The sequence below is a fragment of the Lactobacillus mulieris genome, assembly GCF_007095465.1.
Taxonomy (GTDB): Bacteria; Bacillota; Bacilli; order Lactobacillales; family Lactobacillaceae; genus Lactobacillus; species Lactobacillus mulieris.
The window spans coordinates 1-17,279 of sequence record NZ_SDGL01000005.1 but is presented as its reverse complement, the minus strand read 5'-3'; the positions used below and the strand labels follow the sequence as shown (position 1 = coordinate 17,279).

The 17,279-nt window shown below is 34.2% G+C and carries 10 protein-coding genes; 8 read left to right on the top strand and 2 right to left on the bottom strand.

What is annotated here, in order from left to right; genetic code table 11:
- Positions 1-27 precede the first annotated feature (27 nt).
- From ETI37_RS02895 to ETI37_RS02860, 8 genes are all read left to right on the top strand, one after another.
- Entirely contained in the window at positions 28-3,483 is a 3,456-nt protein-coding gene (locus ETI37_RS02895) for a PD-(D/E)XK nuclease family protein (RefSeq protein ID WP_006586769.1), read from the top strand.
- On the top strand, positions 3,476-7,036 hold the full coding sequence (addA, locus tag ETI37_RS02890) for a helicase-exonuclease AddAB subunit AddA (RefSeq protein WP_006586768.1): 3,561 nt from the start codon (positions 3,476-3,478) through the stop codon (positions 7,034-7,036). The genes ETI37_RS02895 and addA overlap by 8 nt, the downstream gene beginning before the upstream one ends.
- 82 nt (positions 7,037-7,118) lie before the next feature.
- Positions 7,119-9,929: a helicase C-terminal domain-containing protein gene (locus ETI37_RS02885; protein WP_006586767.1), complete on the top strand. Its 2,811-nt coding sequence runs from the start codon at positions 7,119-7,121 to the stop codon at positions 9,927-9,929.
- Positions 9,913-10,404 (top strand): hypothetical protein, encoded by a 492-nt coding sequence (locus tag ETI37_RS02880; protein ID WP_006586766.1) that lies wholly within the window; start codon positions 9,913-9,915, stop codon positions 10,402-10,404. The genes ETI37_RS02885 and ETI37_RS02880 overlap by 17 nt, the downstream gene beginning before the upstream one ends.
- Before the next feature lie 77 nt (positions 10,405-10,481).
- Complete coding sequence (gene asnS, locus ETI37_RS02875) at positions 10,482-11,780, top strand: asparagine--tRNA ligase (RefSeq protein ID WP_006586765.1); 1,299 nt, start codon at positions 10,482-10,484, stop codon at positions 11,778-11,780.
- Between the two features lie 67 nt (positions 11,781-11,847).
- Entirely contained in the window at positions 11,848-12,483 is a 636-nt protein-coding gene (locus tag ETI37_RS02870; protein ID WP_006586764.1) for a DnaD domain protein, read from the top strand.
- Positions 12,483-13,136, top strand: coding sequence for an endonuclease III (nth, locus tag ETI37_RS02865; RefSeq protein WP_006587326.1), 654 nt, complete (start codon positions 12,483-12,485; stop codon positions 13,134-13,136). Before ETI37_RS02870 ends, nth begins: the two co-directional genes overlap by 1 nt.
- A gap of 13 nt (positions 13,137-13,149) precedes the next feature.
- Positions 13,150-13,959, top strand: a complete 810-nt coding sequence (locus ETI37_RS02860) for an AAC(3) family N-acetyltransferase (protein WP_006586762.1) — start codon at positions 13,150-13,152, stop codon at positions 13,957-13,959.
- A 195-nt stretch (positions 13,960-14,154) separates the two neighbouring features.
- Here the strand turns inward: ETI37_RS02860 and ETI37_RS02855 are convergent, their stop codons facing one another.
- A complete protein-coding gene (locus ETI37_RS02855) occupies positions 14,155-16,491 on the bottom strand; it encodes a transglycosylase domain-containing protein (protein WP_006586761.1) in 2,337 nt (778 codons plus the stop codon).
- Positions 16,492-17,112 carry a Holliday junction resolvase RecU gene (recU, locus tag ETI37_RS02850; protein WP_006586760.1) on the bottom strand — a complete coding sequence of 207 codons (621 nt, stop codon included), beginning with the start codon at positions 17,110-17,112 and terminating at the stop codon, positions 16,492-16,494.
- Between the last annotated feature and the right edge of the window lie 167 nt (positions 17,113-17,279).

The window sequence follows — 17,279 nt, the reverse complement described above, 5'->3', positions numbered from 1 at the left end:
AAATTAAGACCATAAGGAGTTTGAACAATGTTAAAAATTTTAACTGGGCGTCAAAGTGACCCACTACATGAAAAAATTCTGGCTGAAGCTGTAAACAATTACGAGCAAAATCCAGAATTGGAAACTTTTATTATCGTTCCTAATCATATTAAGTTTACCACAGAAATTGAAGCAATAACTAAATTAGCAGGTTTACGTCGTAAATCTGAAGCTTCTGTTAAGAATTTACACATTCTGTCTTTTTCTCGTTTGGCTTGGTTCTTTTTGCAAGATCGTCCGGAAGTGTTAAAACCTGTTATTGATGAAGCTGCTAGTAGCATGCTTTTGGAAAAAATAGTAACAGAAAAAAAGAATGAATTAGTTTTATTTAACCAATTTTCTCAAAATTCGGGGCTTATTAAGCAGATTTACCAGTCGATTAATGAAGTAAGTAGTAGTGACTTTGACTTGCTTGATGCACAAAGCCATGTCACTGATGAAGAAACTAAAAATAAATTACATGATTTAGCAATTATCAAAACGGCTTTTGATGAAGCAATTGTTGATCGTTTTATTACCAAACAAGATTTCTTGACGGAAATGAATATTTTCCTTGCTGGCAGTAATCGACTAAAGGATTGTAGTTTTTATTTTGTGGATTTTTCACAGTTTAATGGCACGGAGCAAGTAGCTATTGAACTTTTTGCCCAAAAGGCTAAACAAGTTGTTCTGGCTTTTGCTACTGAAGATGGAACCATTAAAGCCAGTCCTGAAGCAGGGGATTATGACTATGTTGTTCAAAAAACTATCAAGAAATTACAAAGACGATTAAGTTTTACTTATGAGCAGTATGCAAGTCCAGTGAAAGATTTAACTGCCAAGCAGCGACTAGATCATTATTGGACAGGTGATTTAGACTATGATGAACAAAATAAGCCCAATGTCCAACTAATTAAGGCTGATTCTCGTTATGATGAAGCATATTTTGTGGCTCGAACAATATATCAGCAAGTAAGTTTGAATAAGTTTAGGTATCAGGACTTTTTAGTTTTAGCACCTAATTTACACGAATATGAAACTTATTTAACCCCAATTTTGCGTCAAAATGGTATTCCATTTTTCAATGATTTACAAAAAGAAATGAAATATCATCCCTTAGTTATCTTTATTGAAAGTTTGCAAACTTTCCTTGAAACAGGTTTTGAATCGGCAAGTTTATTTTCTTTACTCAAGACAAGATTATTTATTCCATCTTTTTATCAAGATGAAGCGGCTTTTTTGCGTGATGTTGATGAGTTAGAAAATTTTGCATTAGCACATGGAATTAATTATTATTTGTGGAATCGACCATTAACTAGTTTTGTAAAGATAAAACGACCAATTATTGCTCTTGATAAAAGAAATAATGAAGTAGAGCGATTGGAAAAACTTCGTCAAGTAGTATTTAAAGAGCTAAATAATTTTATAGAACAATTTAAGAAGGCAGAAGAAGTTAAGGCAGGAGTTAAGTTCTTTTTTGACTTCTTAGTAAAGATTGGGCTAACTAAGCGCTTAGAATCATGGCGTAAACAGGCTGTTGATAAGAATGATTTGCAGGCAAGTCAAGAACCAAAGCAGATATGGGATTTATTGCTTAACTTGTTAAATGACTTTTTGTTAATAAATAAGCCTGAGGATCAGTTTTCAGCTAGTGACTTTTTAAGAATTTTGATTTCAGGGTTTAAAGAAGCTAACTTTGCACAAATTCCTGCTAGTCTTGATGCAGTTTCTTTATCTGAAATGGGAATGGTTCAAGCAAAAAATTATAAAAATGTTTTTATTATTGGTGCAAGTAGCAATAATTTACCTCAAATTAGCAATACCCCTGGCTTTTTAACAAGTGAAAATTTAGCGCAGATTAGCAGTGCTGATGGTGATAATGCATTAGAAGATCGCCAAGAATTAGCTAATTTAGATCAAGATTATCAATTTGGAGCCTGCCTAACACTAGCAAGCAATTGGGTATATATTTCATATCCATTTTTAAACACAGCTAATGAATCAATAGAGCCATCAACTTATTACACAAAATTGCAAAAATTAGGAGCTAGAGAGTTAGAACAAGCAGATTTACCTAAAGAAGATGCTAGCGATATTTTAAGTTTTACAACTAATGCTAGTGCTAGTTTAGGGTACTTAACTAGTTTGTTACCATCTTATCAAAATACACTTTTAGATTTAGCTAAGAATTATGCTCCACAAAAATACACGCAGCTAATTCAAGGTCGTAATTTCAATAATCAACCTGTTAATTTGGGGCAGAAGCTAGCAAAAGAATTATATGGATTGAAATTAACCTCATCTGTGTCTCAACTTGAAACCTACTACCAAAACTCCTTGGAATATTTCTTTAATTATGGTTTGCGATTAAAGCCAAGAGCAGAAAATGAACTTGATGTAATTCAAGCAGGAAATTATTTCCACCAAACCTTTGATTATTTAGTTAAATATGCGCAAGCTCATCAATATGATTTAGCTGCTTTGTCTGATGAGCAAGTTCTAGCAGCCTTAACTGAAGTTAGAAATCAAATTCACCAAGAGGGTAGTTATGAACAATTATTATCCGATCCATTTAATCAATATTTATTTACTAGTTTGGATAAGACAGTTAATACAGTAGCCTTTAATTGGAAAAAGCGCATGGCGCAAACACCATTTAGACCAGCATATTCTGAATTAGCTTTTGGTAGTGGAAATAAGTTGGCTGGATTAAAATTTAAGTTAGATCAGACAAGAGAAATAGACTTACGAGGAAAAATTGACCGGGTTGATTTAGCTCCATACAAAAATGAGCTATTAGGCCAAGTAATTGATTATAAGTCTTCAAGTAAAAACTTTGATTTGGCGCTGTTTGCAAGTGGAATTAGTTTACAAATGGTTTCCTATCTTGATGTTTTAGCAAAAAATGCTAGCTTTTTCGGAAATGATTCACTTGACTTATTGGGGGCCTTTTACCAAACAATTACCAAGCAAGTTGAAAGATTGAATAAGCCAGATCAACTTGATGCCAATTTATTACCTAAAAAGGCGTTAGCACAGGCAAAGCAACGATTAGTTTATTCAGGATTACTTGTAAATAATGAAGATTACATTTTGACAGCTGACCCTGAACTAAAAGAGCCTAAAGTTAGTTCCAAACTATATAAGTCAGTACGCTCAAAGGCACGTGGCGGGCTAACTTTACCAAGGGATCGCCATTTTACGGAAGATGAATTAAAGTTAGTTTTACGTTATAACGAATATTTGATTAAAAAAGCTGGTAAGGCGATTTTAACAGGTGATCTGGCTCTTAATCCATATCAATATGGACAAGAAAATGGGCTAAAATATTCTAATTATCAAGATATTTTCTTTTTTGATGCAAAACTTGCCGAAAACAATTATCGCAAAATTAGTAGTTTAGATAAGGCGAGTTTTATGCAATACATTAAGGAAATACTAGAAAAGGAAGAAGATAATGGTTAATTATACAAAAGAGCAAGAAGCCGCCATTAATACACGAGGAAAGGATATTCTGGTTTCAGCATCAGCTGGTTCAGGTAAAACAATGGTTCTGGCTGAAAGAGTAATCAAGCTAATAAAAAATGGTACTAGTTTAGATAATTTATTAGTTATTACTTTTACAAAAGCGGCCGCAAATGAAATGAAGGAGCGAATCAAGCGAGTTTTAAACGATGAAATTGCTAAAAATAATAGTCGTAAGCTAAAGCGGGAACTTTTGCGAGCAGAAGTTGCCAATATTTCAACAATTGACTCTTTTTGTTTAGATGTAGTACATCGCTTTTATTATGTAATTGGCCTTGATCCTAGTTTTTCAGTTTTAACTGATGAAACTCAAGCCGCCTTATTAAAAGAAAAGGCTTTACGTGAGCTTGAAAAAAAGGCCTTTGCTAGTCCAGATAATCCATATCGAGTTTTTTATGATAATTTTGCTGGAGATCGGGATGCAAATGGGGCCAGAGAATTGCTGCTTGATTTGTATAATTATGCAATGGCACGCCCAGATTATGATTTATGGCTTGATGGACTTGCTAAGGATTATGAATTTGCTGATGATTTAAGTGAGGCCCCCTTTTTTGTGAAGGCCATAAAGCCATACTTGTCTAAAATTTTGCTGGAAATGTCAAATAAAGTGGATAAGATTTTGTCTGATCCATTCAATGAAGCAACTGAATTAGAAAAAATCATAAAAGATTTTTCTGGTTTTAGTAAAAGATTGACTCGAGTTGAGGCTAGTTTAGAAAGTGATACTTTTGATCAAATTAGGGCTAGTTTACAGAATTGTCAATTTACTGAAAATCCTCGAAAAAGTTCTAAGTGGGATGAAGACCTACTTGATCGATATGCAAGTTTAAGCCAAACCAGAGCTGAACTAAAAGATCAGATTAAATCATTATTTGCAGCCTTTTTTGTTGCGGATAATGAAGAACAAACTGCTGTAATGAAACAATCTAGTTCAATTATTAAAGCAGTTTGTTTGGCTGAAAAAGAATTAATTGCTAGCTTTAATTCATTGAAGCGAAAGCAAAACTTGCTTGATTATAGTGATATGGAGCAGCTGGCTTATCAAATTTTGACTAGTGATACAACAGCTGGTCATTTAGCTAGACAATTTTATCAAAATAAATTTACAGAAATTTTAGTTGATGAGTATCAAGATATTAATAAATTGCAAGAGCGCATTATTCAATTAATGAAATGTGAGCATAATAACTTATTTATGGTCGGGGATGTTAAGCAGTCAATTTATGGATTTCGACAAGCAGATCCAAGCTTATTTCTTAATAAGTATCGAGCTTTTGCTAAAGAAGAAGCAGCTGAGCGAATTGTTTTGGCGGATAATTTCCGTTCGACCAAGCCCGTTACTAAGCTAGTCAACAAGCTTTTCAATCCGCTATTGACACCAGATTTTGGTGGAATAGATTATCAAAGTGAGGGACAACTGAAATTTGGAGCAAGTTATTATCCTGATGATTTGCCTACTGCAAGTGAATTGCTTTTTTATGATAAAAGTGAAGGTAGTGAAGAAAGTAATCAAATTCAACTTGTAATTAACCGAATTAAGCAGTTAATAGATGAAGGTTTTGAGGTGTTTGATGTCAAAACTGGCTTAAAGCGGCCAATTGAGTTTTCTGATATCGCAATCTTAACTCGAAGTCGTAGCCAAAATTTAGATTTGCTAAAACAATTTGCGCAAAATAATATTCCTTTGTTTGTTTCAGATGTAGCCAATTATTTCCAAACTTTTGAATTGACTATCATTATGAACTACTTAAAAATTGTAGATAATCCCGATCAAGATATTCCATTAGCTGCGGTTCTTCGATCGCCTATTTTTAACTTTAAAGAGACAGACCTTGCTAAAATTCGAATAAAATCCCCTAATACGAGTTTTTATTCTGCTTTGATTAATTATGTTTCTGAAAATGATGAATTGAGTAAAAGAATCAAGGACTTCTTGAATCAACTTGCTGACTTGCGTGATTTTGCCCTTAATCATCGAATTAGTGAAACTATTTGGAGTATTTATGCTCGAACAAGTTTGTTAGAAATAGTAACTAGTTTACCTAATGGTAAGCAAAGGCGAATTAACTTAGAAAACCTTTATGAAAGAGCAAATTCTTATGAAAGTGCTGGCTTCAAAGGACTTTATCAGTTTATTAACTTTATTAATCGAATGCGCAAAAATCAAAAAGATTTAGCACAACCTTTGCTTAGTAAAGAAGCAGAAAATAGTGTTCAATTAATGACAATTCATGCTTCTAAAGGGCTAGAATTTCCAATTGTTTTTTATTTGGGATTAGAACATCAATTCCAAAAAAGTGACTTGTCAGGTAATTATATAATTAGTGGTGATAGTTGCGGAATTACCGTTGTCCGGTCCGATTGGCGAATTGATTCTTTAGTTAAAGCTATGGGCAATGTAACTAAACAAAAGCAGTTACTTGAAGAAGAAGCTAGAATTATGTATGTTGCAGTGACTAGAGCAAGACAGAAACTAATTTTAGTGACCAATTTTAAAGAATTCTCTAAAGATACAGAAAATATGGGGGCTAGTTTAGCTAATGATGGTTCATTAACATTAACCAGTGAATTGGCAGCACAAAAGCCAGCAGATTTACTTTTACCACAGCTTGCTTTAAACAGACAATTTATTAACCAGGTTACTGATTTGCGACCAGAAGTGGAAAGCAAACAAGATTTTTTGGTAGTGACAGGGGATGCGGAAGCTGTCGAACTTGTTGAAAAACAAGATGTTAATGAAGAGGGTAAAGTAAGTGAATTCATCGTTAAAAATGTAAAAAAACTTTTTGAAGCTACATATCCATTTCAAGATGCCACCACCACCACAGCATACCAATCAGTTAGTGAATTGAAAAAAGCTTTTAATGATCCAATTGATGATGAATTAGCAAATTCACGATTTATCAAGTCTGCTAACCGCTATTTGCAAGATATTGATACTAGACCGGGCTTTTTATTTGAAGATGGATTTACTGGGGCAGAAATCGGAACGGCCATGCACTTAATCTTGCAATTTTTCGATTATCAAGGAAAGACTAGCGTGGAAGCAGAAATTGAAAAACTTGTTCAATCAGGGAAATTAAATCCTAAAATAGTCCCACATCTGCCAATTACTGAAATTTCTTGGTTCGTAAATAGCAATTTTGCAAAGAAGTTTTGGAATGATCCAACTAAGTTAAAACGTGAAGTATCATTTTCAAGTTTGTTACCAGCAGCGGATGTTTTTAAGCCGTTTTCGGATCCTAACGCTAAAATTTTAGTTCATGGGACAATTGACGGTTATTATCTTGATGATGATGGAATTATATTATTTGACTATAAAACAGATTATGTAAATAAAAACCAGCTTGCTCAATCAATAGCCAAAATAAAAGATAAATATACTGGGCAATTAAGACTATATGAACGGGCGCTTAACCAACTAGGAAAAGAAAAAGTCAAAAGTAAATATTTAATTTTGCTAGATGCACAAGAGATTGTAGAAGTTGATTAGATTTAATGGTGAATTAAAAGCGATAAATGGTAATATAAATAAGTAGATTTTTGATCAAATTTAATGAAAGGAGTCGATCAGGGTGAGTCAGGCACTTTCTGATCAGGTTTTTGCTGTTGTTGATTTAGAAACGACAGGAACAAGACGTGGCCAAGATCGTATTATTCAATTTGGCTGTGCGATTATCAAAAACCGACAAATAATTAAGACTTATTCTTTCTTGATTAACCCTAAAGCTGATATTCCACAAGCAGTCCAAAATCTAACTGGTATTAAACCAGCTGATGTTGTTAATCAGCCAGTGTTTAAAAATTTTGCGACTCAGATTGAAGATATTTTGCAAGACACAGTTTTTGTAGCGCATAATATCAACTTTGACTTACCATTTTTAAATGCGGAATTAGCAGCTAATGGTTTTCCCAAGTTACGTAATCGGGCAATTGACACGGTTGAATTATCCAAAATTGCCTTTCCAACTTTGCCATCATATCGTTTGAGTGATTTAACCCATTCTCTTAATTTAAAACATACCAATCCACATCAAGCTGATTCTGATGCCTATGCAACAGCTAGTTTATTATTGAAAATTCTTGATAAGTTAGAAAGCTTACCACAATCAACCTTAAATACTCTAACTAGTTTAAGTAAGGGATTATTGCGCGATACACAGTTTATTTTTAAAGAAATCAGTGAATTTACAAGGCAAGAAAAAAGGCCACTTTCTAAAAAATACTTACAAATTCACTCATTAGTGTTAAAAAAGCAAGAACATTTACTACATTCTGAAACAGCAAAAAAAGCGATTTTTCCTAAAACTGATGAAGAAAAAAAGCGTTTATTTAAGGGAAAAATAGAATTTCGGCCAGCTCAAGTTAATTTAATTAATAAGTTGCATGCATTCTTTAATAACGAGCGTAAGGCAATTTTGGTTGAAGCACCAAGTGGGACAGGGAAATCATTTAGTTATCTCTTTAGCTGTTTTTATAATCTATATCGCGGGCAAAAATTAGTAATTGCTACGCCAACTATGATTTTGCAAAACCAACTAATTGAAAAAGACTTGCCCCTTGCTTTGCAAGTCTCTGGATTAGATTTAAGTAGTCAAGTGGTCAAGGCTTCTAGACATTATCTTGATTTGGATGGGTTTGAACAAAGCCTAAAACAGAAAACTGACAATCAAGAAACTTTAATTTTGAAAATGAAAATCTTGATTTGGTTAACTGAAACTTCGACAGGTGATTTAGATGAATTGCATACAACGAACTTTGCTGCACCATATTTTGCACAAGTTCAGCATCCAGGTGATGCTCGTGTAGGAACAGTTTTTGCACCATATGATTTTTGGAATCTAGCCCGCTATCGTCAAGAACAAGCTGATATTTTAATAACAAATCAAGCCTATTTAGCGAACCATTATCAAGATTCAATTTGGGGACAAAATCCTTATTTGATTGTTGATGAAGCTCATCGCTTTAGTGACATTGTGATGAATTCTCGTAACAACAGTCTACAATTTGAATCTTTTTGGGGGATGCTTAGCCATTTAAGGAATATTATCTTATTTGGTGAAGACAATATTGCTCAAGATTACAAAAATAGTCCGGTTATTACCGATCTTGCAACTAAAGCAGATGGAGTAATTGGGGATGTTGTTCATGCAATAAATGATTTGCAAGTTTATTTATATGACAAAAAAGACAATGCTATTGCTAGGAAAATCCTTCCTAATGGACATTTACAAGTAGCAGTTGAGTCAGAAGCATTTACTGATTTAGATAAGTTTCTTCAGTTATTGACTAATTTGCAAAATAAAATTGAGGAAATTCGGACAATTGTTAATCGATTGTTAGGAGTTTTATATCAAATTAGTGACAGTTTTTTACCAAGAGAAGAAGCAAGGTTAAATGAATTATCGGAGCAGGTTGATTTGCTTGATTATTATTCTGAACAAGCTTATTTATTAAGTGATTTGCTCAATGATCATGAGCAGTTTAGTAATTGTGGATTGGTACTTGATGTAACTAATCCAGCAGATTCGCTAGCTACTAACTTAAACTGGATGCTACTAGATTCCAAGTTTGAACTTGAAAAAATTTATTCTGGTTTCAAAAAAATAGTCTTTATTTCAGCAACCTTGTCCAATAATGGTGACTTTTCATTTAGTAAGAAAAATCTAAGTTTAACTAAAGTAGATTGTGCTGAAGTTTATAGTAACTATAATTTTAAGTTAGAAAAGCAAGTATTAGCCTTATCTTTAACTGATCCAGCTGCTCCATCATATCCATCAGATGAATCATATGGCGATTTTGTGGCACCGCTTTTACTTAATTCTATTAGGAAGCAAGATAAAGTATTAGTCTTATTTACTAATCTCGAAGCAATCTCTGATGTGTATTCAGCAATTGTTACACGACCAGAATTTAAAGATTTTGAGCTATTAGCTCAAGGTGTGACTGGTTCTAACGAAAAGATTGTCAAGCGATTTAATGTAGCTAAAAGGGCCATTATTTTAGGAGCTAATAGTTTTTGGGAAGGTGTTGATTTCGGTCAGACAAAAGTCAACTTAGTAATTGCTACTAAGTTGCCATTTGAATCTCCAGATCAAATTGAAGTGAAATTAAGACAGACTAACTTGGCTAGACAGGGAATAGATGTTTTTAATGAAGATAGTTTACCAAGGGCTATTTTACGACTTAAACAAGGGATGGGGCGGCTTATTAGAAGTCCCAAAGATAGCGGCATTTTTGCCTTGCTTGATCAAAGAATCTGGACCAGTAATTATGGACCGGAATTTTTAAAGAGTTTGCCAGTTCAACTGGTGCAAGTAAATTTAGATGAACTAGAAGAAAATATCAGAAAAGGATACGATAAGGATAATGTATCTGGGAAATAGAATTTGGAAATATGTTTTTGCGGCAGTAGCTGCAGTAGTAGTTTTGATAATTGCTTTTTATACTGTTTTGGGATTAGCAGCACATGGCCAAGCAGCAGGAAAAGTTCAGGCTGCCAACCGGGCAGTAAAATATACTGCAATAAAAAAGGTAACAGCTTATTATCATTTAAATCGGGGTGTTAATTCTTATGCTGTTAAAGGACAAACTGCTAAAGGCAAGACTGCTTATTATATTTACCTAACTAAACAAAAAAAGGGCCACTATCTCTTAGCTAAAAAAGGCTATAGTGCAAGTCAAGTAACTAAAAAATTTAGTAAGCAGCATTCTGATACCAAGGCTAATGGTCTTAATTTGGGATGGTATAATAATGAAGCTGTTTGGGAAATTGCATACCGCAAGTATAATGGTAAATATGGATATGCAATTTATTCATTTAGAACAGAAAAAGAATTATCATTTATAGATAACGTATAATATTGTTAATAATATAGATAAATCATTAAAGCTTTGGTATGATTTATTTAGTACAATTCTAAGGTGGGGTTAATTTTATGACAGATTTAATTTCAATTAAACAAGCGCCTGAATATGTTGGCAAGGAAGTCAAGATGCATGTTTGGCTTACTGATAAACGTTCAAGCGGTAAGATTATGTTCTTGCAATTACGTGATGGTACAGCCTTTTTCCAAGGTGTTCTTTTAAAAAAGGACGTTAGTGAAGAAAAATTTGATTTAGCTAAGTCATTGCGTCAGGAAGCAAGTTTTTATATTACTGGTGTGATTAATGAAGATGAACGTTCACACTTTGGTTATGAAATCAAGATTAGTGACCTTGAATTAGTATCAAATACTGAAGATTACCCAATTGGTAACAAGGAACATGGTATTGATTTCTTACTTGACCACCGTCATTTATGGTTAAGAAGCCGTCGTCCTTTTGCTATTATGCAAATCCGTAACGAAATGATTAACGCTACCTACGACTTCTTCAAAAAAGAAGGCTTTATCAAGTTTGATGCACCTATTTTGATGAATTCAGCTCCAGAAGGAACAACTGAATTATTCCATATCGAATACTTTGATAATGATGCTTATCTTTCACAGTCTGGACAATTATATGCTGAAGTAGGTGCTGAAGCATTTGGTAAAGTATTTACTTTTGGTCCGACATTTAGAGCTGAAAAGTCTAAGACTCGTCGTCACTTGACTGAATTCTGGATGATTGAACCTGAAATGGCTTGGACACACCAAGATGAATCCTTAGATGTTCAAGAAAGATACATTTCATACCTTGTTAAGCGTGTAATCGAAAATTGCGAATATGAACTTAATATTTTGGGACGTGATGTTGAAAAACTTCGTCCAGCAGCTGAAGGTAACTACACTCGTCTTAAGTACGATGATGCAGTAAAGATGTTACAAGATGCTGGTCGTGACTTTAAGTGGGGCGATGACTTTGGTGCACCTGATGAAGCTTACATTTCAGAACAATTTGATCGTCCAGTCTTTATTATGAATTATCCAACTTCAATTAAGCCATTCTACATGAAGAAGGACCCAGAAAATCCTAAGGAATACTTATGTGCTGATATGCTTGCTCCTGAAGGTTATGGTGAAATCGTGGGTGGTAGTGAACGTGAAGAAAACTTTGACGTCCTCAAGGCTCAAATTGAAGAAGCAGGTTTAAACCTTGATAATTATGAATGGTACCTTGACTTACGTAGATATGGTAGTGTTCCACACTCAGGATTTGGTTTAGGATTCGAAAGAGCAATTACTTGGATTTGTCACTTGGATCACTTACGTGAAGCAATTCCATTCCCAAGAATGATTAACAGAATGGAACCTTAATATTATCACTAAAAAAGTTGAACTATTTAGTTCAACTTTTTTTAGCTAGTTATGAAAGTAGGATGTAATGAAGTCATTTTTTAATTATCGATCCTTTGGCTTTACAACTTTGACTAATGCCTTGCTAGCATCATATTCAAAATTAGGTTTATCAGATAGTGCCTTTTTAGTTATTGTTCAGCTAGAGGGCTTTGCTCAAGCCAAAAATTATTTACCTAATGAGAATGAAATTGCGGCTCGTACAAATATGACTGCCGGAACAGTTTCGACTATTTTGCAAAATTTGCTTGAAAATGGTTATCTTGAACTAGTTCAAAATCGAGACAAGCAAGGTCTGATTAATAATGAATATAGCCTAGAACCACTTTATATAAAATTAGACCAGTATTTACAAGATCACTATGTTGAAACTAAAGCCAATATAAATAAACAAGAAATTAACACTTCTACTAATCCAGTTAATGAATTGGCTCGTCAATTTGAAATTGAATTTGGAAGATTGTTGAGTCCAATTGAACGTGAAGAAATCTCGGCTTGGTTAACTGTTGACCATTATGATCCGGAAGTCATTAAATTAGCTCTTAGAGAAGCTATTTTAAGTCAAGTATATAATTTTAAATATGTTGATCGAATATTATTAAATTGGCAAAAGATGGGATTAAAAACCCCTAGTGATGTAACTACATATTTGGGAGATAGATGATGACTACTGCAAAAAATAAACAAGTTAGTCACGATGAACAACTATTAAATGACGAAGAAGCTTTGAAAGTTTTAAATCGAATTTTAGCAATGTATCCAGATGCTAAGGGCGAATTAAATTGGGATAATGTTTTCCATTTAGTTTGTGCGGTGGCTATTAGTGCGCAAACAACTGACAAAATGGTAAATCGTGTAACTCCAAAACTATTTAGTGATTATCCCACACCTGCAGATATGGCCCAGGCGGATATTAAAGACTTAGAAGCTGATATTAGCAAAATTGGCCTCTTTCGTTCAAAAGCAAAGCATTTAAAAGAAATGGCGCAAATCTTGGTTGAGAATTTTGATGGGGAAGTCCCTAAGGACAAGAAGTTGTTAATGACTCTACCAGGAGTAGGAGAGAAAACAGCTAATGTTGTTTTAGCAGAGGCGTATGGTGTACCTGCAATTGCAGTGGATACACATGTTGCAAGGATATCTAAAAAATTCAAGATCGTCCCTGAAAATGCTAAGCCACATGAAATTGAAAAAAGGTTAGAAGAAATTTTGCCTAAAGAGCAATGGATAAAAACTCATCATGCAATGATTTTCTTTGGTAGATATACAATGCCAGCACGGGCGAAAGATCCTAATCCTTATAATTATTTGAAATAGTAAAAGGTAAGATATGACTGAAAAAATTATTGATACTGTTACCAGTATGCAGGATATAAAAAATTTGCTTATACCACACGTAGCAAAAACTGATAGCTGCATTGTGCATACATCTTTAAGTGCTTTTGGATATATTCCAGGTGGTGAACGAATAATTGTTGAGGCACTGAAGGATATATTTTCTGAAGGAAATATTGTGATGGCTGCCCAAACTGCAGATTTAAGTGATCCTGCTGAATGGGGAGAACCACCAGCTACAGAACAAGCACAAATGATAATTAAGGAAAATATGCTACCATTTGATAAGAAGGAAACGCCAATTCATTATATTGGCAAAACACCGGAGTACTTTAGAACTAGTGATGGTGTTAAGAGAACTAATCATCCTTTATATTCGATGTGTGCTTGGGGCAGGGATGCAGACCATATTTGTCGCAATCGCAAATACGACATGCCATTTGATTGGGATAGTCCGCTCGGTGATTTGTACAAGCTAGATGCCAAAGTAATCATGCTGGGTACAGATTTTGAAAGTTGCACTGCTTTGCATTTGGCAGATTCTACGATTGATCGTCCATTGTTAGAAGAAACTGCTCCTGTTAAGAACGAAAAAGGCGAGAGTGAATGGATAACTTTTAAAAATGTAGATGAGCTTGATAAATATGATGACTTCAATGAATTTGGCACTTATTTTGAAGAACATTATCCAGAAGCAATCGTTAAAATCCAAATTTATAAAGGTTTTGTGCGAATTATTCAAATGCGCCAATTAGTTGACAGCGCACAAATTTATTATCGAAAAAAAGATTTACAAAATAAATAATAGTATAAACCTCGAATTTCTGACACGAACTTCGGGTTTTTTTATGTCTAAATTATCAAAACAGGATAAAATTAATATCTATTATAACTATAACGTTGAAAGAATGAAGACAAGACAAAACAAAAAGGATTAACTCCGATTCAATATCGGAATTAATCCTTAGTGTATTTTACTATGTATGAATAATATCAATATTTAATTATTGCCACCGTTATTTTGTCCTTGGCCAGCAGTATTGTTATTATTCGTTTGATTATTAGTAGTTGTACCTTGATTATTATTAGGGTTACCACCACTACTTGCTTGACTACTACTTGAATTAGAAGTTGAGCCATCTTCACGTCCTTGACTAGATGAAGAACTGGATGATGAACTACTACTGCTTCTATTTGTAACTACTTCATTATCTTTTGAAGAACTAGATGATGAAGTTGACGAAGAACTTTCATCTGAATCATCGTTTGAGCCATCTGGAGTATGACCACGTAAGAATAACTCAGAGGTTGAATTACTTTTTGAAGAAGTAACTTCAAGTGGGTCAGAACCTTTAACAATCCGCTTTCGAACAACATTACTTGGTTTAGTCCAATTGCTGTTTTCTTTATCACTCATTAAGTATTTCATCATATACTTATAGAGATATTGTGAAGCATATTGTCCTTGTCCGGTAATAGTACCATCACTCAAATTGTCGTAACCAGTCCAAACCCCAATTGAGTATTTCTTAGTGTAACCAACAAACCAGGCATCTTTAGGGGTGCTTGCATATGAAGGATATTTTACCAGTTCATCATCGGAGTACTTAACAGTACCAGTCTTACCAGCTTCATAAAGTCCAGTTCTAGCATTTGTCCCAGAGCCTTCAGTTAATACACCTTTAAGCATATCAGTAATCATGTAGGCTGTTGACTTCTTCATAACGCGAGTTCCAGTTGATGAGTATGAATGAACTACGCCATCAGCTGTTTCAATTTGAGAGACAAATTGTGGCTTGTAATATACTCCTTCATTAGCAAAGGCTGCATATGCACCAGCCATTTGTAGTGATGATGCGTTTGCCCCAATCGCTACTGAAAGACCTTGATTTGACCCAACAGAAATGTTCATCTTTCTTGCAAATAATGAAGCTTTCTTCATACCAACCTTAGCTAAAGTCTTAACAGCTGGAACATTTCTTGATTGTTCTAGGGCATACCGCATTGTCATTTTACCCATATATTTGTTATCCCAGTCATAAAGTTGAATGTTAGTTCCAGGATATACATACTTAGTATCTTCAAGGTAGTGGGCGGTAGACCAGTTAAGGTATTCAATTGCTGGAGCATAGTCTAAAACGGGTTTAATTGAAGAACCAGTTGATCGACCAGTTTGAACAGCCCGGTCTAGCCCTAGTTGAACTGATGGTAAATTGCGTCCACCAATTATGGCTACTACATGACCATTGCTTGGATTAATAATGGTTGCACCTACTTGCATTTTACTTGATGAAAATGGAATTGTTGAACCATTAGCTAGTTCATAAAGTTTATTTTGAGCATCTTGATCAATATTTAAGGTAATCTTCAAATTGTCATTATAAGGATCGTAGCCCTTGGATTTAACTTCAGTAATTGCTTCCTTAATATATGGATCATCAATTTTTCTAATCGATGATTCTGAACTAGTTTGTTGCGTTTTAAGGCCTTGGGTAATTGATTCAGCCTTAGCAGCTTTTAGTTGTGCTTTGGTGATTTTGCCATTAGCATACATTGCATTTAAAACAATATCACGACGATATTTAGCAGCTTTTGGATAGGTATAAGGATCGTAAGCAACAGGGGCATTAGGCATACCAGCAATTAAGGCTGTTTGTGCTAGGTCGAGGTCTTTTAAAGACTTGCCATAGTAATAATCAGCAGCTGTTCCCATGCCATATACACCATAGTTCATGTATACCTTATTAATGTAGTATTCCAAAATCTGATTCTTGGTATAATCGTGTTCAACCTTGATTGCTAGCCAAGCTTCTTGTGCTTTTCGTTTCAAAGTTCTTTGTGAAGCAGCAGTGGAGAAAACAGTTAACTTAACTAATTGCTGAGTAATACTTGAACCACCAGCTGCGATACCACTTGATTTTGCGTTGGAAACGATTGAACCCAAGATTCTGATTGGATCAATTCCTAAATTTTCTTGATAAAATCTTTTATCTTCTACAGATACTACTGCATCTTTCAAAGTTTGAGGAATATCAGAATTCTTAACATAGGTTCTTTTTTCTGAACCTAATGAAAGAAGAAATTTACCATCACTAGTATAGAAACTACTTGAACCACCGCTTTGTAGTTGATCTTGACTAATTGATGGAGCGTCTTTGGCGTAATAGGCAAATAAACCGACGCCAGAAACGAGTATCAGCAAAACAACAATTGAAAACCACTTAAGAATTTGTAGCCAGAGGCGTCTCTTAGGTTTGCTATTATCATGATGTAAGTTAGCCATTCGAGAATTCTTAGGTGCAGTATTGTTTGCTGAACGATGATTATTCTCTGCCATTTAGCTTTTGCTCCTATCTGCAATAAATTTATCTACGGCTTCCAAATAAGGGAGAGTAGGGCGAAAGCCTGATTGGATTTCGTATGAAACAGTTTCTATCTCTTGTAAAGTGATACTACTTTTGTCGGGATCTTTATATGCGTTGATTACAAAACTAGCTGGAACAATAAAATACCGTCCCAAACTTGAAAAACGGATAATTGTAAAACAAATACCATTTTGTTTAAGACAACGTGAAAGATGAATTATTTGGTGGTCATGAAAATTCTTTAAAGGAAAAGAGCGATGATTTTTCGTCTCTTTTGCTTCAAAATCTAAATAGTAACCCTTGTAAACTCCATTATAATCAGTAGTGGAAGCTTGTCTAAAATAAGCTTCGCGGATTACTGCTTTAGAGCGTTTAGGATAATCTACTTTAACAATTTGGATAGGGGTAGGCTTTTTATGAACTACACAAAGATTCTTTTCAAGATAATATTTATTGGATTCATTGATTTGTTCTTCTAAAGTCATCCCTCGATCAGAGAAACTGATTTCTTTTTTGGCTCTCTTTGTCTGCTTCGGTCGGTGGAAGTCCTGACCATTAAGTCGAGCAGAAGAGCCGGAAGGATATTTTACCAACTTTTCTTCACTCCCTGAATATGATTATAGCAAAAATAGTAAAAAGATACGCATAAAGTGGGATTTAATATAGTTAAATAACTATTTATCTACGCGTGGTGCTAGTTAAATCGTTTTAGTTAATAAAAAAGTCCAATCTTGTTAGACTCGACTTGTAAATAGTAATA

Bases quoted from the DNA above. Each gene is read 5' to 3' on its own strand.
- ETI37_RS02895 (WP_006586769.1), top strand. From the start codon at position 28: ATGTTAAAAATTTTAACTGGGCGTCAAAGTGACCCACTACATGAAAAA.
- asnS (WP_006586765.1), top strand. From the start codon at position 10,482: ATGACAGATTTAATTTCAATTAAACAAGCGCCTGAATATGTTGGCAAG.
- ETI37_RS02870 (WP_006586764.1), top strand. From the start codon at position 11,848: ATGAAGTCATTTTTTAATTATCGATCCTTTGGCTTTACAACTTTGACT.
- ETI37_RS02855 (WP_006586761.1), bottom strand. From the start codon at position 16,491: ATGGCAGAGAATAATCATCGTTCAGCAAACAATACTGCACCTAAGAAT.
- ETI37_RS02860 (WP_006586762.1), top strand. From the start codon at position 13,150: ATGACTGAAAAAATTATTGATACTGTTACCAGTATGCAGGATATAAAA.
- addA (WP_006586768.1), top strand. From the start codon at position 3,476: ATGGTTAATTATACAAAAGAGCAAGAAGCCGCCATTAATACACGAGGA.
- ETI37_RS02880 (WP_006586766.1), top strand. From the start codon at position 9,913: ATGTATCTGGGAAATAGAATTTGGAAATATGTTTTTGCGGCAGTAGCT.
- nth (WP_006587326.1), top strand. From the start codon at position 12,483: ATGACTACTGCAAAAAATAAACAAGTTAGTCACGATGAACAACTATTA.